At 69.7% G+C, this 23,217-nt stretch carries 22 protein-coding genes and 1 pseudogene; 14 read left to right on the plus strand and 9 right to left on the minus strand.

Annotation, left to right across the window (positions count from 1 at the left end; all coding sequences use genetic code 11):
• Positions 1 to 10: 10 nt before the first annotated feature.
• The 6 genes from FMP39_RS29085 to FMP39_RS29110 all read right to left on the minus strand — a co-directional run bounded on the left by FMP39_RS29085 (position 11) and on the right by FMP39_RS29110 (position 5,219).
• Positions 11 to 1,195: an aminotransferase class V-fold PLP-dependent enzyme gene (locus FMP39_RS29085; protein ID WP_141593377.1), complete on the minus strand. Its 1,185-nt coding sequence runs from the start codon at positions 1,193 to 1,195 to the stop codon at positions 11 to 13.
• Positions 1,196 to 1,283: 88 nt separating this feature from the next.
• The gene (locus FMP39_RS29090) at positions 1,284 to 1,751 is read right to left on the minus strand and encodes a hypothetical protein (protein ID WP_228558426.1); all 468 of its coding nucleotides are present in this window, start codon (positions 1,749 to 1,751) and stop codon (positions 1,284 to 1,286) included.
• A gap of 196 nt (positions 1,752 to 1,947) precedes the next feature.
• The gene (gene tolB, locus FMP39_RS29095; RefSeq protein ID WP_141593378.1) at positions 1,948 to 3,240 is read right to left on the minus strand and encodes a Tol-Pal system beta propeller repeat protein TolB; all 1,293 of its coding nucleotides are present in this window, start codon (positions 3,238 to 3,240) and stop codon (positions 1,948 to 1,950) included.
• Positions 3,237 to 4,025, minus strand: coding sequence for an energy transducer TonB (locus FMP39_RS29100; protein ID WP_141593379.1), 789 nt, complete (start codon positions 4,023 to 4,025; stop codon positions 3,237 to 3,239). The genes tolB and FMP39_RS29100 overlap by 4 nt, the downstream gene beginning before the upstream one ends.
• 3 nt (positions 4,026 to 4,028) lie before the next feature.
• Entirely contained in the window at positions 4,029 to 4,496 is a 468-nt protein-coding gene (tolR, locus tag FMP39_RS29105) for a protein TolR (RefSeq protein WP_020480666.1), read from the minus strand.
• 12 nt (positions 4,497 to 4,508) lie between these two features.
• Entirely contained in the window at positions 4,509 to 5,219 is a 711-nt protein-coding gene (locus FMP39_RS29110; protein WP_011555704.1) for a MotA/TolQ/ExbB proton channel family protein, read from the minus strand.
• A gap of 194 nt (positions 5,220 to 5,413) precedes the next feature.
• Here FMP39_RS29110 and FMP39_RS29115 point away from each other — a divergent pair, with 194 nt between their 5' ends.
• Together FMP39_RS29115 and murI are read left to right on the plus strand one after the other, a co-directional pair.
• Positions 5,414 to 6,415 (plus strand): hypothetical protein, encoded by a 1,002-nt coding sequence (locus tag FMP39_RS29115; RefSeq protein ID WP_228558427.1) that lies wholly within the window; start codon positions 5,414 to 5,416, stop codon positions 6,413 to 6,415.
• A 115-nt stretch (positions 6,416 to 6,530) separates the two neighbouring features.
• Complete coding sequence (gene murI, locus FMP39_RS29120) at positions 6,531 to 7,346, plus strand: glutamate racemase (RefSeq protein WP_141593381.1); 816 nt, start codon at positions 6,531 to 6,533, stop codon at positions 7,344 to 7,346.
• Positions 7,347 to 7,416: 70 nt separating this feature from the next.
• On the opposite strand, the gene carF is transcribed toward murI, so the two are convergent.
• Positions 7,417 to 8,262, minus strand: a complete 846-nt coding sequence (gene carF, locus FMP39_RS29125) for a plasmanylethanolamine desaturase (protein ID WP_141593382.1) — start codon at positions 8,260 to 8,262, stop codon at positions 7,417 to 7,419.
• Positions 8,263 to 8,488: 226 nt separating this feature from the next.
• Between carF and FMP39_RS29130 the strand changes: the two genes are divergently transcribed.
• From FMP39_RS29130 to FMP39_RS29175, 10 genes are all read left to right on the plus strand, one after another.
• Positions 8,489 to 9,055, plus strand: coding sequence for a hypothetical protein (locus FMP39_RS29130; protein WP_090490308.1), 567 nt, complete (start codon positions 8,489 to 8,491; stop codon positions 9,053 to 9,055).
• 161 nt (positions 9,056 to 9,216) lie between these two features.
• Positions 9,217 to 9,909 (plus strand): cell division ATP-binding protein FtsE, encoded by a 693-nt coding sequence (gene ftsE / locus FMP39_RS29135; protein ID WP_011555699.1) that lies wholly within the window; start codon positions 9,217 to 9,219, stop codon positions 9,907 to 9,909.
• Positions 9,906 to 10,808: an ABC transporter permease gene (locus FMP39_RS29140; protein WP_141593383.1), complete on the plus strand. Its 903-nt coding sequence runs from the start codon at positions 9,906 to 9,908 to the stop codon at positions 10,806 to 10,808. Before ftsE ends, FMP39_RS29140 begins: the two co-directional genes overlap by 4 nt.
• Positions 10,805 to 11,935, plus strand: a complete 1,131-nt coding sequence (locus tag FMP39_RS29145) for a murein hydrolase activator EnvC (protein ID WP_228558428.1) — start codon at positions 10,805 to 10,807, stop codon at positions 11,933 to 11,935. Before FMP39_RS29140 ends, FMP39_RS29145 begins: the two co-directional genes overlap by 4 nt.
• 69 nt (positions 11,936 to 12,004) lie before the next feature.
• Positions 12,005 to 12,865, plus strand: a complete 861-nt coding sequence (locus FMP39_RS29150; protein ID WP_141593385.1) for an alpha/beta fold hydrolase — start codon at positions 12,005 to 12,007, stop codon at positions 12,863 to 12,865.
• A 57-nt stretch (positions 12,866 to 12,922) separates the two neighbouring features.
• Positions 12,923 to 14,299, plus strand: coding sequence for a S41 family peptidase (locus tag FMP39_RS29155; RefSeq protein WP_141593386.1), 1,377 nt, complete (start codon positions 12,923 to 12,925; stop codon positions 14,297 to 14,299).
• A gap of 69 nt (positions 14,300 to 14,368) precedes the next feature.
• Positions 14,369 to 16,195 (plus strand): PEGA domain-containing protein, encoded by a 1,827-nt coding sequence (locus FMP39_RS29160; RefSeq protein ID WP_141593387.1) that lies wholly within the window; start codon positions 14,369 to 14,371, stop codon positions 16,193 to 16,195.
• Between the two features lie 2 nt (positions 16,196 to 16,197).
• A complete protein-coding gene (locus tag FMP39_RS29165; RefSeq protein WP_141593388.1) occupies positions 16,198 to 16,551 on the plus strand; it encodes a hypothetical protein in 354 nt (117 codons plus the stop codon).
• A 238-nt stretch (positions 16,552 to 16,789) separates the two neighbouring features.
• Positions 16,790 to 17,770 carry a D-alanine--D-alanine ligase gene (locus FMP39_RS29170; RefSeq protein ID WP_141593389.1) on the plus strand — a complete coding sequence of 327 codons (981 nt, stop codon included), beginning with the start codon at positions 16,790 to 16,792 and terminating at the stop codon, positions 17,768 to 17,770.
• A gap of 325 nt (positions 17,771 to 18,095) precedes the next feature.
• On the plus strand, positions 18,096 to 19,619 hold the full coding sequence (locus tag FMP39_RS29175; protein WP_141593390.1) for a cellulose synthase family protein: 1,524 nt from the start codon (positions 18,096 to 18,098) through the stop codon (positions 19,617 to 19,619).
• Positions 19,620 to 19,687: 68 nt separating this feature from the next.
• Here FMP39_RS29175 and FMP39_RS29180 read toward each other — a convergent pair whose 3' ends face one another.
• Entirely contained in the window at positions 19,688 to 20,230 is a 543-nt protein-coding gene (locus FMP39_RS29180) for a hypothetical protein (protein ID WP_194858606.1), read from the minus strand.
• A gap of 83 nt (positions 20,231 to 20,313) precedes the next feature.
• Between FMP39_RS29180 and FMP39_RS29185 the strand changes: the two genes are divergently transcribed.
• Positions 20,314 to 21,360, plus strand: a complete 1,047-nt coding sequence (locus FMP39_RS29185) for a PEGA domain-containing protein (RefSeq protein WP_141593392.1) — start codon at positions 20,314 to 20,316, stop codon at positions 21,358 to 21,360.
• Between the two features lie 52 nt (positions 21,361 to 21,412).
• Here FMP39_RS29185 and FMP39_RS29190 read toward each other — a convergent pair whose 3' ends face one another.
• The gene (locus tag FMP39_RS29190; protein ID WP_141593393.1) at positions 21,413 to 22,009 is read right to left on the minus strand and encodes a hypothetical protein; all 597 of its coding nucleotides are present in this window, start codon (positions 22,007 to 22,009) and stop codon (positions 21,413 to 21,415) included.
• A gap of 53 nt (positions 22,010 to 22,062) precedes the next feature.
• On the opposite strand from FMP39_RS29190, the pseudogene FMP39_RS29195 reads away from it, so the two are divergent.
• Positions 22,063 to 23,217 (plus strand): annotated as a pseudogene (locus tag FMP39_RS29195) (aminopeptidase); the annotation flags it as partial.

Here is a 23,217-nt window from a genome sequence, read left to right on the forward strand (position 1 = left end):
GGCAGCCTACTCAACGCAGCAGCGCTTCCAAAGCATCACCCAGGGCCTGGTAGTCGGCGGGGGTGTTGTAGAGCTGGGCGGAGAGACGCACATGCCGGCGCGGCGGACGGGGCCAGGGGGTGATTTGCGCCTCGATGCGGTATTCGTCGAACAGGCGCAGGTGGAGCGGGTCCACGTAGAGCGGGGGCTGGGGGACTTCGGGGAAGCCGTCCGGCAGTGTCACCGTGGCCATGCTGCCGACCATGTCCTCGGGGCAGGTGGGCTGGGTGCCCAGCCGCGCGCACAGCAGGTTCTGCGCCGCCAGCACCTTGGCCCGGTTCGAGGCCATGACCTCCGGCCAGCCGCCGGGAAGCAGCCCGCCCATGAAGCGAATCACCTCGGGCACGCAGAGCACGGCCGAAGGGTCGTGCGTCCCCGTCCAGTCGAAGTCCAATCGGAAGCGGGAACGGTCCGTCCGCCGGGAGTTGTGCCCGTGGCTCACGGACAGGGGCTTGATGGCGGGCTGGAGGTCGCGCCGGACGTGGAGGAACGCGGCGCCCTTGGGGGCGCACAGCCACTTGTGGCAGTTGCCCGTGTAGTAGCCGGCGCCCAGCGTGCGCAGCGACAGCGGCAGCATGCCCGGCCCGTGCGCGCCATCCACCAGCGTCTCCACGCCACGCTCGCGCATGGCAGCGACGAGTTGCTCCAGCGGCATCACGAGGGCTGTCTGGCTGGACACGTGGTCCACCAGGAACAGGCGCGTGCGCGGGGTGACGTGGGGCAGCACGGCGTCCACCACCGACTGCGCGGACGGCACCGGCCAGGGCAGCTTCGCCACCACCACCTTGGCGCCCCACTGCGACGCCACGAAGTCCAGCGCGTTGCGGCTGGCGTTGTACTCGTGGTCGGTGGTGAGCAGCTCGTCGCCAGGGGCGAAGCGCAGCGAGCGCAGCACCGTACTCACCCCCGCCGTCGCGTTGGGGACGAAGCCCAGGTCGTCCGCGTCCGCGTCGAGGAAGGTGGCGAGCGCGGCGCGGGCGTCATCCAGCAGCGGCTCGATTTCGCGATGGAGGAAGCGCACTGGCTCGGCTTCCAGTCGCGCGCGCAGCTCGGACTGTCGCTGGAGGACGGCTGTCGGGCAGGCGCCGAACGAGCCGTGGTTGAGGAAGACGACTTCGGGGTCCAGGCTCCAGTGGCTGCGGAAGGGCGCGCTCATGCGGGAGGACTCGACCTGAGCTGGTTGCGCCTGTCAACGCGCGGCACGTGCACAGGGGGGCATGCGCCGCGCTCGAGCGCGGAGGCGCTCAAATCTCGATGGAGAGCTTTCCCGATTGGGACTTCTTGGGGTTGTAGTGCTCCAGGTCGGACTCGAGGACGTACCCGACGACACCGTTCGCTTCCGCCTGGTCTCCGCCGACGAAGGACATGATGACGACGTTGCCGCCGGCCGCACGGGCCAGTTGCTTCGCCTCCTCGAGGAGTTTCTCTCTCGGCAGGGTGCCGTGTGACGACGCTCGAAGTGAGAGCTTCCCGAGAATCTCGTGCGGGGCGCCATCGGCCGTGCGAATGCTCCCGTTCACGAGCTCAACGCCTTCAGGGAAGGTATCGACGAGCACCTTCACGTCGCTCGAGCCTGATTCCACGGGAATCTGGAACTGGTTTCCCGTCATCGACGTGGAGCTGGGATGGCGCCGCTCATAGTTCGCCTCATAGCGCTGGACCACCGCCGCATCCTCGGCGAGCCGTGCCTCGCCAAAGGACGAGTACGTCACGGAGGGCTTCGTCGCGACGCATGCGCCTAGGAAGAGAGCGGCAACGAGGACAGCGCAGCAGGATTTCATCGACATGTGCCTCACGAGAAAGGGAAGGGCGCGGAACGCTACACCGGCTTGCTCCCTCTTCGTCGAGGCCACCCCTGCTGTCGATAGGGCCACAGGTGGGGCGCGCAGGCCCCACCTGTCCCAGTGGCTACTGCGCCTGTGGCAGCGGCGACCAGTCCGGCGTCTGGTAGGTGCCCTTCTCAGCGCGCAGCGGGAGCTGGTTGTTGCCGTCCGCCGTCATGACGTAGAGCTGCGAGCCGCCGTTGCGCGTGGACGTGAAGACGATGAGCCGCCCGTTGGGCGAGAAGGCGGGCTCCTCGTTGCTGCCCTGGTCCTGCGTGAGGCGCGTCACCTTGCCCGTCTCCACGTTGACGGTGAAGAGGTCGAAGGCGTTGCGCTCGTCGCGAGCGGTGAAGACGATGAGGTCTCCGCGCGGCGACCAGTCCGGCGTCTGGTTGTAGTTGCCCTGGAAGGTGAGCCGGCGCACGCCCGTGCCATCCGCGTTCATGATGTAGACCTGCGGGCTGCCGCCCCGGTTGGACACGAAGGCGATGCGCTTGCCGTCCGGCGACCAGGTGGGGCTGGTGTTGAGGCCGTAGGGCGTGTCGGTGAGCGCGCGCGCGCCGCTGCCGTCCGCGTTGGCCACGTACACCTGGGCGCTCTCGCCCTCCGCCAGCGAGTACGCGATGCGCTTGCCGTCCGGAGAGAAGGCCGCGCCGGTGGCCATCTGCCCACCGGAGATGACGGCCTTCGCCTCACCGCCGGGGGACTGCACGTAGATGTCCGGGCGATTCTTGCGGTACGTGGTGAAGGCGACCTGCGAGCCATCCTGGCTCAGCGCGGGCAGGATGTTGATGCCGCCCTTGGTGAGCGCCCGGGCGTTGCCGCCGTCCCAGTCCGCCACGTACACGTCGCGGTTGGTGCCCACCTTGCGCACGTAGGTGATGCGGGACAGGAAGGGGCTGGGCTCACGGGTGAAGTGCCGGTAGAGCGCGTCCGCCAGGCGGTGCGCCAGCAGCGAGGCGTTGTCGGCGGGCGCGTCCTTGGACACCTTCAGGTCCTCGCGGCCGGTGCCCACGTTGAACAGGCGCAGCTCCCCGCGCAGCACGCCGCCGTCCTGCGCCAGTGACACCTTCACGAGCGCTTCGGCGCCCACGTCCGCCCAGCGGCTGAAGTTGATGCTGGCCGCGGCCATGCCTTCCTTCGCGTCCGCCGTGAAGCCCTTGCGGTCCAGCACCTGGAGGATGCCGGAGGCGGTCAGGTCGAAGCTGAAGGCCGAGTCGAAGGGCGCAACCAACGCCTTCGCGCCATCGTTCTGCGTCAGGGGCGCGGGCACCGCTACGGGCAGCGGGCGGAAGTTGGCGCCGGAGATTTCGATGGTGGGCGCCTGCGCGAGCGCGACGACGGGGAGGAGCAGCAGGGAGAGGAGCAGGGCTTTCATAGGGCGTTGAACACCAGGTTGACGCCGCTCTTCTGCAGGGCGTCCCGGAGATGGTCCGGTGGAGGAGAAAAGGGCGCGGCCTTGCGCACGGCCGTGACGACGGCCGAGTCGAAGAGGTCGTTCCCACTGGCCTTGGTGAGATTCACGTCCAGCACTTCACCCGTGCGGCCCAGGCGCACCGCCACCATGGCCTTGAGGTGCAGCCGCTCGGATTCGGGGATGGTGTCCGCCACGCTGTAGTGGCGGCGGACCTGCGATTGGAGCAGGCCGAAGTAGCGCTCGCCTTCCGCGGTGGCCGAGTCGCCGTCCGGGTCGCCGTCCTCGGCGCCCTCCGCCTCTTCGGGCTCGGCCGCCTTGGCCGTCTTGTCGAAGGCACCGAAGAGTCGCTTGCGCCGGTCCTCGCCCGTCGTCTCGCCCTTCTGCGGCGTGGGCTTGGACGTGGAGGGCTCCGGCTTCACACCCGGGATGGGTACCGCCACCTTGGCGGGCGAGGGCTCCGGGGGCGGGGCCTCCGGAGCGGGCTTGGGCGCGTCCACCTTCTTGGGCGGCGGGGGCAACTGCTCCTTGCGTGGCAGCAGCTTGGAGTCGCGCGGCTTGCCCAGGCGCACCAGCGTGGCGCGAATGGGCTTGGTGTCCAGGTCCACCTTGGGCGTGGCGGAGAAGCGCGCGTACGCAATCGCCGCCACCAGCACCAGGATGTGCCCCACGACGGACACCACCACGAAGCGCGACAGCCGCGTGGAGCGCGTGACGAGCAGGCTGTGGCTTACCGCGGAGGGCGTCATGGGCTAGCGCTTCGCTTCCTTCGACTTGCCTTTGCCAGTGTTGGACGTCCGACCCGCGGTCGACGGGTCCGTGATCATGCCCACGTTGCCAATGCCCGCGCGCTGGGCCGCGGCCATGACCTCCACCACCACACCGTAAGGCACGTCCCGGTCCGCGTGGAGATAGACTTCCTTGTCGGCCTGCGCCTTGGCGTTGGCGGCGAGCTTCTGCTCCAGCTCCTCCAGCGCCACTTCCGCGTCACCGATGTAGACCTTGCGCCCCGCGTCGATGGAGAGGACCAGCTTCTTCTCCGTGGCCTCCACCGGCGCGGCCTTGGTCTCCGGCAGGTTCACCTTCACGCCCTGCTGGATGAGGGGCGCTGTCACCATGAAGATGATGAGCAGCACCAACATCACGTCCACCATGGGCGTGACGTTGATTTCGCTCATGGTGGTGCGGCCACCGCCGCGGTTGCCTCCGCCCATTCCCATGGTGGCCCCCGGCTACCGGAAGAAGTGACGCTTGATGATGTTGAGGAAGTCCGCGGAGAAGTTCGACATCTCCGTGTCGAACACCTTGATGCGGCTGACGAACGAGTTGTAGGCGACCACCGCCGGAATCGCCGCGAACAGGCCCGCGGCGGTGGCGAAGAGCGCGTTGCCCACCGGCGCGGCCACCGTGGCCAGCGTCGCGTTGCCCTGCTCGGCAATCTGGTTGAACGCGCTCAGGATGCCGATGACGGTGCCGAACAGGCCCACGAAGGGCGACGCGGCGCCCACGGTGCCCAGGAAGGACACCCGGTTCTCCAGCTCGGTGATTTGCGCCGTGGAGGCTCGGTGGAGCGCGCGCTCCACGTTCTCGATGCCGCCCAGCCGCTCGGCCAGCGCGCCTTCGGTGCCGCCCTCCTTGGCTTGCGCCAGCTTGGTCAGCTCTTCATAGCCGGCGCAGAAGACCTTCGACAGCGGCGAGCCGTCGAGCTTCTGAGCCGTCTGGTAGATGGCCTCCAGGCGCGAGGCCTTCCAGAAGGTGTCGAGGAAGGTGAGAGACTGTGCGCGAGCCTTGGCGAGCTGGGACGCCTTCATGGCGATGAGGGCCCAGGAGGCCACGGATACGCCCATCAGGAGCAGCAGGACTGCCAGCTCGATGAGGGAGGCGTCGCGGATGATCTCCACGTAGTTCATGGCGCCAAGCGCCAGGGGCAGGTGGGGCGTCATGGGGAGCAGCGCGTAACACTCCGATAAGACAGGGTCAAACAATGGGGAAACGGTTGGTTGCTTGAGCGGGATTGCCGATGGCGGTGAATAATTCCCGCCGCCGCCCGTCGGATGGAGCAGAAGCGGGCCGAACACCTCACTGCCCCACCGACAGGTGCCCCATGAACTCCCGGTTGCTGGTCGCATTCCTCTGCTTGTTTGCGATCCTCCCTGGCTGTGTCGTCCATGAAGAGCCGTGCTGCGATGTGCCTCGCTACGAGGGGGATGTGACCTTCCGCTGGAGCTTCGGTGGCCAGCGCTGCGACGATGTCCGCGCGGTCCATGGCGTCAACGTCATCATCCCCGGCGAGGTGCTGGCCAACGACGGCCGCTACAACTGCCAGGCGAACGGCTTCGACGGCATCGTCCTCCACCGATTCGCGCCGGGGACCTACTCGTTCCGCCTGGAAGGCGTCGGCTACGGCAATGAGTTGCTGTACGAGACCCATGGAACCTTCACCGTGGACGGCAACGTGACGGTGAACGTGGACCTGACCCCGACGGGCGCTCCGCCGTCCTTCGCCTACCTGAGCTGGCTCTTCCCGCCGAACAGCTACAGCCCCAGCCCCAACTGCAACCAGGCGGGGATCACCCACGTCGAGGCGAGCGTGGATGGCGGTGACTGGGCGCGCTTCGAGTGCTGGGAAGGGCACGCCGCCAACCAGATCCGCACGCCGTACCTGGACCCGGGCTACCACGGGTTGGAGCTCGTCGCCGTCGATAGGAATGGCCTGCCCTGGTTCTACTTCGGGGGCGACATCCTCACCCAGTTGGGGCAGCCGACCTCCCACACCGGGTCGATGTGGGCCATTGGCGGGGCCTCTGTCCGGTGGGAGCTGCGCTCGCGTTACGGGCACCGCCAGACCTGCTACGAGGCCGGCCTGCAGCGCGTGGGCATCAACTTCCGCGACATCCACACCGGCGAACTGGTGTACGGCGACGTCGGTGACTGGCACGACTGCGTCGATGGCCCGAATGAAAGCTCGGTGGTGGTGTACCAGTTCCTGCGGCCCGGCCGTTACGTGGTGGAGATGTACGCCAGCGCTCGCGACGGTCGCGAGTACTTCTCGCCGGACAACTCGCCCGTCATCGACGTGGTCGCCCACCAGTTCCCGGGCCCGAACTCCTCGCTGCCGGTGTACCTCATCGAGGACTGAGCGCGGCGGGTCGGCTGGGCAGTGAGCGGAGGGCCGGGATGATGCATCCCGGCCCTTCGTGCGTTCAGCGGGGCCGACGCTGGCGTTGGCATCAAACGTGATAGGGACACGCTCCATGCGGCAAGGCAGCCACAGTCCCATTGGTGTCTTCGATTCAGGCGTCGGCGGACTCACCGTCCTCAAGGCCCTCATGGCCCGGCTCCCCCACGAGAGCACGGTGTATCTGGGGGACACCGCGCGGGTGCCCTACGGCACCAAGTCCGGCGAGGTGGTGACGCGCTACTCGCTGAAGAACGCGGAGTTCCTCCTGGAGCGCGGCATCAAGCTGCTGGTGGTGGCGTGCAACACCGCTTCGGCTGTGGCGCTGCCCGCGCTGGAGGCGGCGCTGCCAGTGCCGGTGGTGGGCGTCATCCTCCCCGGCGCGCGGGCGGCGCTGGCGCGCACGCAGGGGGGCGGGGTGGGTATCATCGGCACACCCGGCACCATCCGCTCAGGCGCCTACCAGCGTGCCCTCGAGTCCGCGGATCCACGGGTGCGGGCGAAGGCCCGCGCCTGTCCGCTCTTCGTGCCGCTGGCGGAAGAGGGGTGGACCACGGGCGACGTGCCCCTGCTGGTGGCGCGCGACTACCTGGCCGAGTTCACCCGCGACGGCGTGGACACCCTGGTGCTGGGCTGCACGCACTACCCGCTGCTCAAGGGCGTCATCGCGGAGGTGGTGGGGCCCCAGGTGGCGCTGGTGGACTCGGCGGAGGCCACCGCGGACGCGGTGGCCGCGCTGCTGTCGGAGCAGGACGGACTGGCGCCGGCGTCACGAGGCACGCCGGAGCACGCGTACTACGTCACCGACGTGCCGGAGCGCTTCATGGAGGTGGGGGCCCGGTTCCTGGGCCGGCCCATCACCGCGGCGGAGCAGGTGGACCTGACCTTCTGACGGGGGCGTGCCGCGGACGCACGAACGCCCGCCGCGGCAGGCCGGGCGGGCGTTCTGGTACGGCGGAGGACTACGGCCGCGTGGAGGCGGGCTTCTCCTGCACGGTGGCCTGGGTGAGCAGCTCCTTGGCCGCTTGGACCACCGGGGCCTCGCTGCCACCCGCGGCGACCACCAGCGCGCGCGCCGCCTCCGCTCCGATGTCGTCCTGGCGCGGCAGCAGGCCCGTGGCCCAGGTGATGATCCGCTCGGCGGTGGGGAAGAAGTGGACCATCGTCAGCGGCTTGTTCATCCAGCCCACGGTGATGCAGTAGTACTTGTTGTACGGCTTGGTGTGATGGATGCGGTGGTGGTCGGGGGGCAGGATGAGGTGCACGCGCTGGAGGAAGCCGACGAGCGCGGGCGGCGAGTCCATGTGCGACCACTTGTGGAACTGGTTGGTCGCCATCACCCAGAAAATCATCGCGCCGAGAAAGGACGCGCAGAACACCCAGCCCGGGCCGCTCATGGGCAGGCACAGGGCGATGATGGCCACCGGCAGGGAGATGAGGCAGTTGTTGCCGTTGGTCTCCACGAAGTCGTGGCGGGTGATGGCCTTCTCGTCCACGTGGTGCTCGCGGAAAGGGCGGATGAGCGCCTTGCCCAGCAGCGGCATCTCCGTGGAGCCCCACGTGTCGCCCATCCAGTGGACGAAGCCGGAGACGAAGTCCGCGGCGAGGTAGCCCAGCAGCACCGCGCTGAGCAGCAGCCACGTGCCCGCATAGGGGTTGCCCCACAGCCGGTACACCAGCGCCACCTCCAGCGAGACGAAGGAGACGATGGCGGCGATCTCCATCGCGCGGATGGCGGGCGAGTACCCCTGCGCCAGCACCTGGGCGTCTTGCTGGCGCACCTTCTTTTCAATCTCTTGGGTCTTCATCCGGGCGTCCTCGCCGTTGGTGGGGGTGTCGAGAACCCCGTCCGTCAGCCTGTACGTATCCCAGCCGCTTTCAGCTTTTCAACGGAACTGCCGGGCAATCGCCGTGGCCTGCACGGTTGGTGGGCCAGGGAGTCACTCGTGTGCGTGTGGCAGCACGAAGGATGCAAGCAGGTCACGCTTACCTTGTGTCGTGCGGATGCGGCTGCTACGGTCCGCGACTTCGGCGATGACGAAAACCTTCGAAAAAGCCGTCACCGGCTTCAATCACAACATCAAGCACAAGGGGAAGGTCTACCACGTCCAGACTGAGGACTCGGGCGTCAACAACCCCCACATCATCACCCACCTGTTCGTGGGCGGGAACATCCTCGCGTCGAAGAAGACGTCCTACGCGGACATCCTCAACGCGGAGAACCTCGCGGAGGTCGTGCGTGAGTTGATGGAGGAGCAGCACAAGGAGATGCTGCGCAACCTCATCAACGGGGTGTACGACAGCTACGAGTCCACCGCGCGCAGCTACCAGCCCGGTCAGCTCGCGGCGGACACAGACCCGGCGCAGGTGAAGCTGCAGCCCGGCCAGTCCATGGCGCAGCGACCGCCTCCGCCTCCTCCTCCCGTGGCGGTCCCCGCGCCCGTGGTGGTTCCTCCGGAGGTCGCCGCGGCGCGCGCCCTCAAGGAGAAGCCGAAGATCAACGAGATTGGCGTGGAGACGCTCTTCGGCGAGGACCTCATCTCGGAGAAGAGCCTCGACGAGGTCATCCTCAGCTACCTCGCGGGTGAGGGCGAGCAGTAGCCGCCCACGCGGTCTTCCGGATGTGGGCGCCTGGCGGGCCCGTCCGGACATGTCTCCAGGGCTTCGTACGGCCTGGGCGAGCGGGCAGGAGTCCCTCTCGCGGGGCGTGCGTGGGGGATGCCGCCCGGGCGTGGTAGGTTGGCGGCCTTCCGCTCGCCGCCATGATTCAGTTCTTCCACGTATACAAGGCGTATCCCGGCGACCCACCGGTGTTGTCGGACATCAACCTCAACGTGGAGAAGGGCGAGTTCGTGTTCCTCACGGGCCCTTCGGGCGCGGGGAAGACGACGCTGCTGAAGCTCATCTTCTGCGCGGAGAAGGCCACCAAGGGGCAGATTCTCGTGGGCGGCCGCAACATCGCCCGCATCCGTGAGTCCGCGGTGCCGTACCTGCGGCGCAACATCGGGGTGGTGTTCCAGGACTTCAAGCTGCTGCCGCACCGGACGGTGGAGGACAACGTGTCCTTCACGCTGGACGTGCTGGGTGTGCCCCGCGCGGAGGCGCGCGAGAAGGTGCGGCGCATGCTCAAGCTGGTGGGGCTGGAGCACAAGGCGGGCTCGTTCCCGCTGCGCCTGTCGGGTGGAGAGCAGCAGCGCGTCGTCATCGCGCGGGCGCTCGTCAATGACCCCACCATCCTCCTGGCGGATGAGCCCACCGGCAACCTGGACCCGGCGCTCACCGTCGAAATCATGGACCTGCTCACGCAGGTCAACGTGCGCGGCACCACGGTGATGGTGGCCACGCACGACGCGACGCTGCTGTCGCGCTACCAGAAGCGCACCGTGCGCCTGGAGCGCGGGCAGATTGTGTCCGACGAGGACGGCGTCAAGGCGGCGCGCCGGATGGTGGTATGAGCGCGCTGTCGAAGGTGACGTACTTCTGCCGCTCGGCGGCGGTGGGGCTGAAGCACTCGCCCTTCGTGCACTTCATCGCGGTGACGACCATCGCCATCGCCTTGTTCTCCGCGGGCATGGCCCGGGGCGCGGCGCGGGTGCTGGACAACCTCCTGGCGTCGCTCGGCGGCGAGGTGGAGGTGACGGTGTACCTGGCGCCGGAACTGGACGCGGACGAGGTCCACGGGGTGCGAGCCCGCGTGCTGGCGCTCAGCGGGGGTGAGGTGACGCTGGTGTCGCCGGACGCCGCGCTCTCACGGCTGCGCACGGAGCTGGGCGACCTGGGCGAGGCGCTGGCGGAGCTGCCGGAGAACCCGCTGCCGGTGTCGCTGGAGCTGCGCGTGCCGCCGGAGCGGCGCAACCCGGACGCGCTCCTGGCGTTGGCGAAGGCGCTGCGAGCAACGCCTGGCGTGGCCGGCGTGGACTATGGCGAGGCGGCGGTGCAGCGGCTGTCCGCTATCGCCCGGGCGCTGCGCTTCGGCTCGTTGGTGGCCTTCGCGGTGGTGCTGGGCGCCACCGTGGTCATCGTGGCGGCGACGCTGCAGTTGGCCATCTATTCGCGGCGCGGCGAGATTGAAATCCAGAAGCTGGTGGGCGCCACGGACCGCTTCGTCAAGGCGCCCTTCCTGCTGGAGGGCCTGCTCCAGGGCGTGCTGGGCGCGGCGGTGGCGCTCTTCGGGCTCTGGGCCTTCGGCCGGGTGCTGGGGCCCACGTTGGGCGCGCTCTTCGCCTTCCTGTTGGGGCCCGGCGTCGCGGCGCCGTGGGTGGAGCCCCGGCTGGCGCTGGAGCTGCTGTGCGCTGGCTGCGGCCTGGGACTGGGCGGCAGCTTCGTCGCCGTGGGGCGCTTCCTCCGCGTATGAGCTGGCGCCTCCTCCTGGCATTGGGGCTGTGGGCCTCGACGGCCGCGGCGGCGGCTCCGGCGACGGCGGCCGAGGAGGCCGAACAGGCCGCGGTGCGTGAGCGGCTGAGCGCGCAGCGCGCGACGCTGGCGTTGGTGGAGGCGAAGAAGCTCTCCGTGTTGGAAGGCGTGGAGCTGATGCAGGAGATGGCCGCCTTCTCCCGCCGGCGCGTGCGCTCGCTGGAAGGGGACCTGGCGGTGTTCCGCCGGCGCGTGCTGCTGGCGGAGCGCGAGCAGGCCGTGCTGGCCGAGGCGCTGCGGCTGCAACTGCGCCGGCTGTCTCCGCGCCTGCGCACGCTGTACCGCCTGATGCGCCGCCGCCCGCTGGAGGTGCTGCTGTCGGCGGAGGACTTCGCCGCGCTGGTGTGGCGTGCCCGGGCGCTGGAGGCCAGCATGTCCGGTGACCTGGAGCTGCTGCGCACCGTGCAGCGTGTGGCGCGGCTGCAGCGTCAGGCGGCGCGCGAGCTGGAGCGGCTCCATGCGTCGCTCGCCGCGCGCATGGCCTTCCTCCAGGAGCAGGAGCGGCTGGCCCGCATGCAGCAGGAAGGGCTGGAGGAGGTGGTCGGCACGCTCGCGGGCGAGGCGGAGCTGGCCCGGCGCGCGGTGCGCGAGCTGGAGCAGGCCGACGCGGAGCTGACGCGCATGGTGCAGGACCTGAAGGAGCTGCCCGCGACGAGCGGCTTCGGCGCGCTGCGCGGCAGGCTTCCCCGGCCCGTGTCAGGCATCGTCGAGGTGGGCTTCGGCAAGGTCGTCAACCCGCGCTTCAACACTGTCACCGTCCAGAAGGGCCTGGACATCCGCGCCGCCGCGGGCACGCCGGTGCGGGCCGTGGCCGAGGGCACCGTCGCCTACGCCGGCGCACTCCGCGGCTACGGCAACCTGCTCATCCTGGATCACGGCGACGGCTACCACACCCTCATGGCCCACCTGTCCTCCATCACCCCCGAGCTCGGCCACATGGTGCTCCCCGGAGACGTGGTGGGTGAGGTGGGGGACACCGGCTCCCTCAAGGGGGCCTACCTGTACTTTGAGGTGCGCAAAGGCGGGCAGGCGGTCGACCCCGCCCTGTGGCTGGCGCCCGGGCCCTGACGCATTGCGGCAAGTTCGCGGACGCGTTGTTATTGTCGTGGGACCCTTCTGCGAGGAGCAGGCGAGCGCATGGACCTGATGGGCGGAATGCAAAAGGCGCTGCGGCACATGCTGGTGGCGCGAGGTGTCGAGTCCACGACAGTGCAGGTCGGTGGCCAGACGGTGCACCACTACGCATTGACGGGGCAGGGCAAGGGGCCGCCGGTGGTGCTGGTGCACGGGCTGGGCGGCTCGGCGAACGGCTTCGGACGCACGCTCTTCGGGATGGCGAAGCGCTTCTCGCGCGTGTACGCCCCGGACTTGCCTGGGCACGGCTTCTCCGTGGAGTACTGCGGCGGCGAGGTGTGCGTGCGCAACCAGTTCGACGTGCTGCGCGCCTACGTGGAAGAGGTGGTGAAGGCGCCGGCCTTCGTGGTGGGCAACTCGCTGGGGGGCGCCATGGCGGTGAACCTGGCGGCGGAGTACCCCGAATGGGTCCGCGCGCTGGCGCTGGTGGCTCCCGCGGGCGCGCAACTGCCGGAGGCGGAGAACACCGCGCTGCTCAACTCGTTCGTCGTGAAGTCCCCCGCGGAGGCGCGTGCCTTCACGCGGCGCTTATTCCACCGTCCGCCCCTGCCCGCGCTGCTGTTCGCCTACGAGCTGCGGCACTTCTACGACACACCCACCGTGCGGGCGCTGACCGCGGAGGCGCTGGCCACGCGCGCCTGCCTGGAGCCGGAGCAGGTGCGCAACCTGGCCATGCCGCTGCTGTTCCTGTGGGGCGGCAGTGAGCGGCTGCTGCCGTCGGAGACGCTGAAATGGTACCGCGCCCACCTGCCTGCCCATGCGCAGGTGCGCGTGGTGGATGGCTTCGGGCACGTGCCGCAACTGGAGCGCCCGGACGAGCTGGTGTCGCACCTGGTGCGTTTCGCCGACTCGGCGGAGCTGTGAGGGCCGGGTAGACTGGTACGAGCCTTCCGGGGCCGCCCCGGGAAAGGACGTACCGACGTGACGGGTTCCTCCCAGCCATGGCGCGCGGCGCTGGCCGCCTTCTTCCTCCTGAGTGCTCCGTGGGCGCATGCCGCGGAGCCGCTCAGGAAGGACGCGGGGACGGCGGGCCGCGCGGAGCAGGCCGAGCGCGACGACGCCACGTACCGGCAACTGGAGGTGTTCGCGCGGGTGCTCTCCTACGTGGAGAACAACTACGTGGAGTCGCCGGATCGCCAGCGGCTCATGTACGGCGCCATCCAGGGCATGTTGGAGACGTTGGATCCGCACACGGTGTTCCTCCCGCCCGACGTGTACCGGGAGATGAAAATCGACACCTCGGGCGAGTGGGGCGGCCTGGGCATCGAAATCGCGCGCAAGGGCGAGCGCATTGTCGTGGTGGCGCCCATCGACGACACGCCCGCGGCGCGCGCGGGCATCAAGGCCGGCGATGAGCTGGTCGGCATCGACGGTGAGCGGACCGAGGGCATGGACGTGGGGCGCGCGCTGCAGAAGATGCGTGGCCCGGCCGGCGGGCGCGTGCTGCTGACCATCATGCGCGCGGGCTTCAGCGCACCGCGCGAGATTGCCATCATCCGGGACCACATCCGCATCGTGTCCGTGGAGGGCGCGCTGCATGGTGGCATCGGCCATGTGAAGGTGAAGAACTTCCAGGACCGCACCGACCTGTACCTCCGCAAGGAGCTGGACCGGCTGCGCGCGCTCAACGGCGGCAAGGAGCTGCGCGGGCTGGTGCTGGACCTGCGCAACAACCCGGGCGGGCTGCTGGACCAGGCGGTGGCGGTGAGCGACCGGTTCCTGCCGGGCAATCTGCCCATCGTCTCCACGCGGGGGCGGGATGGCCGAAACGCCACCGTGGAGCGCAGCAAGGACCGCGACACGGAGAAGGATTACCCCGTCGTGGTGCTGGTCAACGCGGGCAGCGCCTCCGCGTCCGAAATCGTGGCGGGCGCGCTCCAGGACCATGGCCGCGCGACCATCCTGGGCGCGCCCACCTTCGGCAAGGGCAGTGTCCAGACGGTCATCGAGCTGGAGGACGGCTCCGGGCTGAAGCTGACCATCGCGCGCTACTACACGCCCAAGGGCCGCAGCATCCAGGAGCGCGGCATCACTCCGGACTTCCTCGTCCCCGACGAGCCAGGAGGCAAGGTGCCGCGCGACGTGGTGCGGGAGAAGGACCTGCAGCGCCACTTCCGCGCCGAGCCGACGGCGGCGACCGAGCCCGCCGCGCCGGAGCCTCGAGGGCTGCCGGAGAATCTCAAGCCCTGGGACGTCACGGCGAAGCTGGAGGACTATCCCTTGAGGGTCGCCCTGGACTATCTCCACGGAATGGCCTCCGCTCCCGCGCGCACTCCATCCCGGGCAGCGGGTCGTTGAGGACTCCTTCTCACTTGCATTTCGCTGTGCAGTCCGTTTGATGCGCAACGGGCAAAAGGTGAACGAGAGATGCGACCTTCGAATGTGCGAGCGGTTCACGCCGCGTTGAGTGGATGGCTGGTGGGACTGCTGGCCGTGGGACCCGCGGCGGCGCAGACGCCGGTGTCCTCGCGGCTGGTACCCCGGGCCTTGAGCGCGGCGACGGCGGATGCGCCGGCCGATGCGGCATCGGTCACCGTGGTGGCCATTGCGTTGGACGCGGCGGCCCGTGGCGACGCGGCCCGGCTGGCGCGCGAGGCGGAGCTGGCGGTGACGCGCTCGGGGCGGCTGAAGCTGGTGCGCCTGTCGGACGCGTTGGACGCGGACGGGCAGCGCGAGCGTCAGGCCCGTGAGGACGAGGCCGCCGAAGCGATGAAGGCGGGCCAACGCGCCTACGACGAGCTCGACACCGAAAAGGCGCTCGAGCACTTCGACAAGGCGGTGCGCGGCTACGAGGGCGCCGACCTCTCCCAGCGCTTCACCGAGCTGAGCCGCGCGCGGGTGATGAAGGCCGCGTCGCAGGTGGCCAACGGTGAGAACACCGCCGCGCAGCTGGAGATTCGCACCGCGCTGGCGCTGAACCCGGAGGCGCGCTTCTCGCCCAACTTCTTCCCGCCGGAGGAGATGACCTTCGTGGAGAAGGAGCGCAAGGCGGTGCTCACCGGCACCAAGGCCAGCCTGCGCGTGAGCACCGAGCCGGTACCGGCCCAGGTGTTCGTGGACGGCCAGTTCCGGGGCATCTCGCCGGTGGACGTCGCCGACCTCACGGCCGCGGACCACTACGTGACGGTGGTGGCGCCGGGCTACGCGCTGACGCAGCGCCGGGAGCGTGAGGGCGAGGTCAGCTTGTCGCTGGCCCCTGTGGCGGCGCAGAAGGGCCTGCAGACGTTCACCGAGCAGGCGGCGCGCAAGCCGGAGAGCCCGGAGCGCGACGCGGCCCTGCGTGAGCTGGGAACGCTCGCGGGTGTGTCCCAGGTGCTGGCGCTCCTGGTGCGCGGTGGCGCCGGGACTGCTCCGCTGGAGGTGACGGGCCTGCGCCTGGACGTGTCGGATGGCCACAACCAGGCCTACGCGCTGGGGACGGTGCCGCGCGGGGAGGGGCTGGTGGATGGTTCGCAGGCGCTGCTGACGCAGTTGGTGTCGGCGGATGCGCCGCGCCAGGACGGAAAGCCGGTGACGCACTTCGCGGGTGGCGTCAGCAACACGCGCCGCACCGTGGGCTACGTGCTGATGGCCACCGGCGTGGCGCTGCTGGCCGGCGGCGTCTACTTCGGCATGGAGGCCTCCGCGAAGTCGGATGACTTCAAGCGCGCGGCGCAGAACAGCAGCCGCGCCCAGGACCTCAAGAGCACGGGCAAGTCGTACGCGCTGGTGGCCGACGTCGGCATCCTCCTGGGCCTCGCGTCGGCGGGCGCGGGCGGCTACCTGGCCTTCGCCAACGGCGGTGGCGGTGGTTCGAAGTCGACCTCCCGCGCGAGCCGCCCCGCGCCGTCGCCCGTCCCCGCTGCCGCGCCGCAGGACACGCCTCCCGCGCCGAAGGAGGCCCCCGCCGCGGAGAAGGAGCCGTTGCCCATGCCTCCGCCTCCCGCGCAGACGGCGCCGGCCTCGAAGCAGAAGGAGTCCAGCACGTCCAACAAGCGCGCGCAGGAGGACGAGGCGCGCCAGCGAGAGGAAGAGCTCCGCAAGCGCCGTGAAGAGGTGGAGCGCCAGCGCAAGGAGCTGGAGGAGCGGCGCAAGCAGGAAGAGGCCGCGGCGCAGCGCGAGCAGGAAGAGCGGCGTCGGCAGGAGGAGCGGCGGCGAGAGGAAGAGAAGAAGAAGCGGCCCGCACTCGACGATGACGATCTCCGGAACTACTAGCCATGCGCCGTCCCTTGCGAAACCTCGTTGCTTTCATGGCCCTGAGCACCGGGCTGTCCGCGTGCAGCCTCCTCGTCGACTTCGACGAGGAAGGGCAGCCCTGCGATGAGCTCAACCAGTGCCTGGAGGGCTACACCTGCGTCGACAACGCGTGTGCCCCCGATGACGGCGCGCCGTCCGATGGCGGCTCCGATGCGGGCACCGACGGTGGCCTGGACACCGACGGTGGCCTGAACACGGATTCGGGAACCCCTGAGCTGGACGCGGGTTTCGAAGAGCTGGACGCCGGGCTTCCGGACGACGCGGGCACCACCGGACCGGGCCCCGTCCTGGAGCCGGAGTTCCCGGCCAGCTGACCTGCCTCACCCGAGGTCCGCGGCTCGCGGCGTGGAGACGGAGCGGCGCCTGACGCGGGCCGCCCGCTCCGTGGCGCCCCGGCCACGCCGCGGCCCGGAGGACACGCCTGCTCTTCGCGCACGGCGTGGCTGAAGTCCCTCACCCGAGGCGGTCTCCGAGGGAGACCGTCCCGCTCAGCCACCGCCGCGTGGCTGGCATCATCCATGCTCTGTGCTCCGCCCAGGAGGCAACATCGACATGGGCAAGCGCGTGGGAGTGCTGATGGGCGGGTGGGGCGAGGAGCGGGAGATTTCGCTCAAGACGGGAGAGGCCGTGGTGGCGGCGCTCGAGTCCCGGGGCCATCAGGTGACCCGCATCTTCGCGGGGCCGGGCCTGGACCGGGCACTGCGCGCGGCCGAACTGGACGTGGCCTTCGTCGCGCTCCACGGGCGCATGGGCGAGGACGGCCGGGTGCAGGGCCTGCTGGAGCTGCTGGAGCTGCCGTACACGGGCTCGGGCGTGCTGGCGTCGGCGCTGGCCATGAACAAGTCCTTCGCCAAGCGGCTCTTCCGCGTGCACAACCTGGCCACGCCCCATGGCTACACGGTGGCGCGCGAGGACGCGTGGCGCGCCCTGGCCCTGCACGGCGACCTGGGCTTCCCGTGCGTGGTGAAGCCCGCGTGCGGCGGCTCGTCGGTGGGGCTGGCCGTGGTGCGTGAGCCGGAGGCGCTGGCGTTCGCGGTGGCGCAGGCCAGCCGGTTCGGCGGCGAGGCCCTGGTGGAGCGCTACGTGGCGGGCCGGGAAGTCACGGTGGGCATCCTCGGAGGCCAGGTGCTGGGCAGCTGCGAGGTGGCCACGCCGCGCGAGGGCTTCGACTTCGACGCCAAGTACAAGGGCGGGGCCGCGTACTTCTGCCCACCCCGGCTGTCTCCCACGCGCGTGGCCAACGTGGAGGCCCTGGCACTGGCGGCCTACCGCGCGTTGGGCTGCCGCGGGCAGGCGCGGGTGGACCTGATGTGCTCGGACACGGAAAACGACGTGGTGCTGGAGGTGAACACGCTGCCGGGCTTCACCCCCACCAGCCTGCTGCCGAAAATCGCCGCCAGGGCCGGGCTGGACTTCGCCGCGCTGACGGAGCGCATCCTGGCGCTGGCCACCCGCGACGAAGCCGGTGTCCTGGAGGCTCCCGCCGTGGAGACCCCGCCGGGCCTGGGCGCACCTCGCCGCGCGGTGAGCTGACCCCTCAGGTCGGTCAACCCCTGGCGTTGTTTCAACCCCGGCGCCAGGGACACAAGCTGGGTGTGCTAGGAGTGACGCAGGGTGTCAGTGCCCCGTGAACGGAACGTTCAAATCCGGGGAATAGTTTGACACAGCCTTGAACGCATTCCTATTGTCCGGCGCCGATCACTCCCCGAAGGTCAAAACCTTGTCTTTTCGGGTACATACGATGTGGGGGCTTGGATGACCCATCTCGCGCCGGTCCGCGCGAGACGGAATCAGCCGGGCCACTCCGCACGGAAGGACCGCAGGCCCTCTGGGCTGTGGCAGGGGTTGAGCGTCACCGATGACCACCGTCGAGATCATCTTCCTGGGCGTCTATTTCAGTCTCTTGTGCGTGCTGGGAGTCTACGGCTCGCACAGGTACCGGATGGCGTTCCTGTACTACCGGCACAAGTTCAAGCTGCCGACGCCGAAGGGCGCGCTGGAGTCGCTGCCCAAGGTCACCATCCAGCTCCCCATCTTCAATGAGATGTACGTGGTGGAGCGCCTGGTGGAGTCGGTGTGCCGCATCGACTATCCGCGCGACCTGCTCGAAATCCAGGTCCTCGACGACTCGACGGATGAGACGTGTGGCATCGCCCGGGCGTGCGTGGAGCGTCAGCGCCAGAAGGGGCATGACATCGTCTACATCCACCGCGTCAACCGCCAGGGCTTCAAGGCGGGGGCGCTGGAGAACGGCCTGAAGCTGGCGAAGGGCCAGTTCGTGGCCGTGTTCGACGCGGACTTCGTGCCGAGCCCCGACTTCCTGATGCGCACCGTGCCGTTCTTCTCGGACGACAAGGTGGGCATGGTGCAGGTGCGCTGGGGCCACCTGAACCGTGAGTTCTCGCTGCTGACGCAGGCCCAGAGCATCTTCCTGGACGGGCACTTCATCATCGAGCACACCGCGCGCAACCGCGCGGGCTGCTTCTTCAACTTCAACGGCACCGCCGGCATCTGGCGCCGTGACACGATTTCCGACGCGGGCGGCTGGCAGCACGACACGCTCACCGAGGACCTGGACCTGAGCTACCGCGCCCAGTTGAAGGGCTGGCAGTTCGTGTTCCTGCCCGAGGTCATCTCCCCGGCCGAGGTGCCGGTGGACATGAACGCCTTCAAGAGCCAGCAGCACCGCTGGGCCAAGGGCTCCATCCAGACGGCGAAGAAGCTGCTGCCCACCATTCTCAAGAGCGACCTGCCGCTGGTGGTGAAGCGCGAGGCGTTCTTCCACCTCACCAACAACATGGCGTACCTGTTGATGGTGCTGCTGTCGGTGCTGATGCCCATCAGCATGGTGGTGCGCTTCCAGCACGGCCTCTACGGCACGCTGTTCCTGGACCTGCCCTTCTTCCTCACGGCCACCGCCAGCGTCTGCTTCTTCTACGTGGCGGCGCAGCGTGAGCGCGGCGCGAAGGGGTGGGAGCGGGTGAAGTACCTGCCCTTCCTCATGAGCCTGGGCATCGGCATGGCCATCAGCAACGCCAAGGCGGTGGCCGAGGCGCTGCTCAACCAGCAGTCGGGCTTCGCGCGCACGCCGAAGACGGGCGCCGAGGGCAAGAAGGCCGTCACCGTCAAGAAGGCGTACCAGGGCAGCAAGTCGCTGCTGCCACTGGTGGAGCTGCTGTTCGCCGCGTACTTCACCGGCGCGCTGTGGTTCGCCATCGACGCGCGCATCTACACGTCGGTGCCCTTCATCGTGCTGTTCCTGGCGGGCTTCCTGTACGTGGGCAGCTCCAGCCTCCTGCAGGGACTGTCCGGCCGGATGAAGCTGGTGGAGTCCACCCCCGCGGTGGACGCCGCCGACGAGCAGCCCCGCCGCGCGGCCTGAGCGGCATCCTTCCTTCGGGAAGGCCGGGGGTGAGGCTGGCACCGCGCCGCCTCACCCCTTTCGCGTTTCTAGGTGCCCGTGTCCGGCGAGGTGCCCGCGTCCGGCGGGCCCCGCAGCAGCACCTGCTCCAGCCGCACGCTGGGTGCGCCCGACGGAGCCGTGCGGCAGTCCTCGTCGATGGAGGTGCTGGTGGCCGAGCGCAGCGTCAGGCCCGCGTCCGTGCACCGCACCACCTCTGTCGGAAAGGTGACGGGGCAGGGCGTCCCCGCGCCGGAAAAGCCGGTGGCACGCGTTTCGCCCACGAAGCCGGCAGGGGTACGCCGCAGGACGATGGACGGCGAGCCCGCGTCCGGGGCGTCCACCGCTTTCGAGTCATGTGCGCGGACGACGGCCAGTGAGAGTGTGCTGCCGTCGTCGTCGCCGTAGTACCGGAAGGCCGGGTTCCCGGCGTGGTGGTACTCGCCGCCCTGGTTCTGCTCGCAGCCGGCGGGAATCTTCACCGCGGGTGGAGGGGGCGGCACGGGCTCCGTTCGGGGCGGCGCCTTCGCGGAGCACGCGGTGAGGGAGAGGACGCTGAGGTGGAGGGCCAGTGTGGGCAGGACGCGGTGCATGGGGCGCGGATATTCTCCCAATCCGCAAGGCCCTGGGACTCTGTTTGATTCCCTTGGGATGACTCTCTAACCTTCGGTTCGTCATGAGCCTCCACCGCATCGTCGTCTTCGCCCTGGTGACTGTCCTGGCCGCCCCTTCGGCCGTGCTCGCGCAGGATGACTTCCTGGCGCCGCTCACCGCACCGTCGAAGCCCAAGACGGGCAAGCCCAAGGTGGTGAAGAAGAAGCCCGCGAAGGCGCCCGCCAAGAAGCCCGCGCGCGCGAAGGCGCCCGCCAAGGGAAGCAAGAAGCCCGCGGCCGAGGACGAGCTGCTGCTGGCGCCGCTGACGCCCGTGAAGACGGAGGTGCTCGTCCGGATGACGGGCAACGTGCGCGGCGCGAAGCTGTTCGTGGATGGGAAGGAGTTCGGCGTCCTCACCTCGGCCGTCGTGCCGGTGGAGGTCCGCCCGGGCGAGCACCACCTGGTGGTGCGCCGGCAGGGTTACGCCGACTTCACGCGGCGCATCGACGTGAAGTCGGGCACGCAGGCGGAGGTGCTGGTGTCCATGGACGCCACCATGGGCTTCGCCACGCTGACGGCGGACGTGGCGGACGCGGTGGTGATGGTGGACGGGCAGCAGGTGGGCGCCGTGCCGCAGGCCAACGTGTTGCTGCGCCCGGGTTCGCGTGAGATTGAGTTCCGGGCCCCGGGCTTCAAGCCGGACGTGCACAACATCACCGTATTCGCGGGCCGGACGTACGAGGTGACGGGCAACCTGCGGCCCCTGCTGGACACGTCCGTGGCCACCGCCGACGTGCCGAAGAGCCCGGTGTTGGAGCCGTCCTCGAAGCTGGACCCCGACGACGAAACGGCCCCGGGCCTGTCGTTCGCAGGGGACCCGGAGACGCCCGAGGTGGAGGGCTCCAAGCCGTGGTACGGCCGCTGGTACGTGTGGGCCGGCATTGGCGCGGTGGTCGCCGCCGGCACGGTGGGCGCGGTGATGGCGACGCAGGGTGGCGCCAGCCCGCTGGACCCTAATAAGGTGTGCAGTCCCGCCGTGTGTGACGCCGTGCTGGGTGGCATCCGCTCGGTGCGCGGTGGAGGTGCGCGGCTTCAGGCGCCTCCTCCGGCCGGTGCGATCCGCTTCTGATGGGGTCGTGATTCGTCCCGCCCTCGACGTGGGCGGGACGGCGCCACGGGGGCTACTGGTCGCGCAGGTCGTCGTTGTCGGCGCGGCTGCCCGGGGCGAGCAGCAGGTACACGTCGCTCACCCGTCCCACGCCCCAGGTGTCCAGCGCGGTCGCGCGGACCTGGAAGGGGGCGGAGTCGGGCAGCAGGTGGGTGATGTCCACTTCGCCCGCCTCGAAGTTGAAGGCGCGGCGGCCCACGCTGTCCACCTGCTCCCGGCCCATGTGGACCGCCTCGGTGAAGCCCACGGTGGCGCGCCGAGTCACCTGTCCACTGGCGTCCAGCACCTCCAGCAGCAGGAAGTTGTCCACGGCGATGCCGAGCGTGCCCTTCGCGTCGCCGTAGAGGCGCGCCCGGTGTCCGTCGAGGTTCAGCGTGGGCGTCTGGCCGGTGGCGACGACGCGCGGCGTGCGCTCGCCTTCGGTGGCGTCCACCTCGATGTCTTCGCGCAGCTTGGTCAGCGTGTGTGTCTCTCGGGCGGGCGTGTCCAGCAGGAGCCGAACGGCACGGGGCTCGGTCGAGGTGGAGGTGGGCGTGGCCGAGGCGGGCACCTGCCGCGCACAGGCCATCAGCCCCAGGGTGGCGGCCATGACGAGCGTTCGAGAATGCATGGGAGGTCCAGGGTAGATGAGCAGGGGTGACCCGGGTCAATTAGCATGGCCGCATGCGGACCTTCCTCCATGGGTGCCTGCTGTGGTGTGTGCTCTCCGGGACGCCGGCGTGGAGCAGTGCGCCCGCGGAACCCCTGGTTTCTCCCGAGGTGCAGCTGTGCCTCCAGCACCTGAAGCCCGCCGAGCGTGAGCGGGCCGCGAAGGTGCTGGGGCCCCTGGAGGAACTGCCGCTCTACCGCGTGCAACTGGAGGTGGACCCGGAGACCCGTGGGGTGAAGGGCCGGGTGCAGGTGGAGGTGCTGGCCCGGAAGCGTCCGCTCACCGAGCTGTACCTGCGGATGACGCCCAACGCGCAGGGCCGCCGGGTGACGCTGTCGGACGCGAAGCTGGGAGGCCGACCCGTCAAGCTGGAGCGGCCGGAGCCCACGCTGTACCGCCTGTCCCTGGAGTCCGAGCCCGTGCCGCCGGGCGCCGCCGCGGTCCTGGACGTCGCGGTGGAGGGCCTGGTGCCGCGCGCCGCCGCGCCCTCGAGCGGGGCCGCGGGAGGCCTCCTTGGCGGTTTGATGGGCGGTGGTGGCGGGCGTCCTTCGGGCGGCGACCACGGGGCCTTCTCCGCCACGGCGGATTTCATCAGTCTGGTGGGCGTGGTGCCCCAGGTTCCGCCGGTGGGCGAGAACGGCCAGCCCTGGGATGGGCCGCAGGGGATTGGCGACCTGGGCCTCTATGAGCCGGCGCATGTGTTGGCCACCGTCACCGTGCCCACGGGCTGGGCGGTGCACGCCACGGGCGTGCCCATGGGAGAGGTCCCGGAGCGGGATGGACGGGTGCGCTACGCCTTCGCCGCCGCGGCGGTGCGCGACTTTCCCCTCTTCGTGTCGCGGGGCTACACGAGCTCCACCGCCACAGTGAATGGCGTCACGGTGGAGAGCCACTACACCGCGGCGGACCAGGCCGCGGGCGAGCGCGTGTTGAAGTACGCCACGTCGATGCTGGCGGAGTTCGAGCGCCGTCTGGGGGCGCTGCCGTACACACATTTCCGCGTGGTGCAGGCGCCGCTGTCGGGAGGCGCGGGCGGCATGGAGTTCCCGGGGCTGGTCACCATCGCGACGCAGCTGTACCGCGGCGCGGCGGGGGCCTCCCAGATGCTGGGCGGCGGCATGCCGGGCATGGAGGACCTGGAGGCGATGCTGGGCATGCTGGGGCAGAGC

This window comes from Myxococcus sp. AB056 (assembly GCF_006547365.1).
GTDB classification, from domain to species: Bacteria; Myxococcota; Myxococcia; order Myxococcales; family Myxococcaceae; genus Myxococcus; species Myxococcus virescens.

Bases quoted from the DNA above. Each gene is read 5' to 3' on its own strand.
- tolB (WP_141593378.1), bottom strand. From the start codon at position 3,240: ATGAAAGCCCTGCTCCTCTCCCTGCTGCTCCTCCCCGTCGTCGCGCTC.
- carF (WP_141593382.1), bottom strand. From the start codon at position 8,262: ATGAAGACCCAAGAGATTGAAAAGAAGGTGCGCCAGCAAGACGCCCAG.
- ftsE (WP_011555699.1), top strand. From the start codon at position 9,217: ATGATTCAGTTCTTCCACGTATACAAGGCGTATCCCGGCGACCCACCG.
- FMP39_RS29150 (WP_141593385.1), top strand. From the start codon at position 12,005: ATGGACCTGATGGGCGGAATGCAAAAGGCGCTGCGGCACATGCTGGTG.
- FMP39_RS29185 (WP_141593392.1), top strand. From the start codon at position 20,314: ATGAGCCTCCACCGCATCGTCGTCTTCGCCCTGGTGACTGTCCTGGCC.
- tolR (WP_020480666.1), bottom strand. From the start codon at position 4,496: ATGGGAATGGGCGGAGGCAACCGCGGCGGTGGCCGCACCACCATGAGC.
- FMP39_RS29165 (WP_141593388.1), top strand. From the start codon at position 16,198: ATGCGCCGTCCCTTGCGAAACCTCGTTGCTTTCATGGCCCTGAGCACC.
- FMP39_RS29110 (WP_011555704.1), bottom strand. From the start codon at position 5,219: ATGACGCCCCACCTGCCCCTGGCGCTTGGCGCCATGAACTACGTGGAG.
- murI (WP_141593381.1), top strand. From the start codon at position 6,531: ATGCGGCAAGGCAGCCACAGTCCCATTGGTGTCTTCGATTCAGGCGTC.
- FMP39_RS29130 (WP_090490308.1), top strand. From the start codon at position 8,489: ATGACGAAAACCTTCGAAAAAGCCGTCACCGGCTTCAATCACAACATC.
- FMP39_RS29180 (WP_194858606.1), bottom strand. From the start codon at position 20,230: ATGCACCGCGTCCTGCCCACACTGGCCCTCCACCTCAGCGTCCTCTCC.
- FMP39_RS29140 (WP_141593383.1), top strand. From the start codon at position 9,906: ATGAGCGCGCTGTCGAAGGTGACGTACTTCTGCCGCTCGGCGGCGGTG.
- FMP39_RS29145 (WP_228558428.1), top strand. From the start codon at position 10,805: ATGAGCTGGCGCCTCCTCCTGGCATTGGGGCTGTGGGCCTCGACGGCC.
- FMP39_RS29175 (WP_141593390.1), top strand. From the start codon at position 18,096: ATGACCACCGTCGAGATCATCTTCCTGGGCGTCTATTTCAGTCTCTTG.
- FMP39_RS29085 (WP_141593377.1), bottom strand. From the start codon at position 1,195: ATGAGCGCGCCCTTCCGCAGCCACTGGAGCCTGGACCCCGAAGTCGTC.
- FMP39_RS29190 (WP_141593393.1), bottom strand. From the start codon at position 22,009: ATGCATTCTCGAACGCTCGTCATGGCCGCCACCCTGGGGCTGATGGCC.
- FMP39_RS29170 (WP_141593389.1), top strand. From the start codon at position 16,790: ATGGGCAAGCGCGTGGGAGTGCTGATGGGCGGGTGGGGCGAGGAGCGG.
- FMP39_RS29160 (WP_141593387.1), top strand. From the start codon at position 14,369: ATGCGACCTTCGAATGTGCGAGCGGTTCACGCCGCGTTGAGTGGATGG.
- FMP39_RS29100 (WP_141593379.1), bottom strand. From the start codon at position 4,025: ATGACGCCCTCCGCGGTAAGCCACAGCCTGCTCGTCACGCGCTCCACG.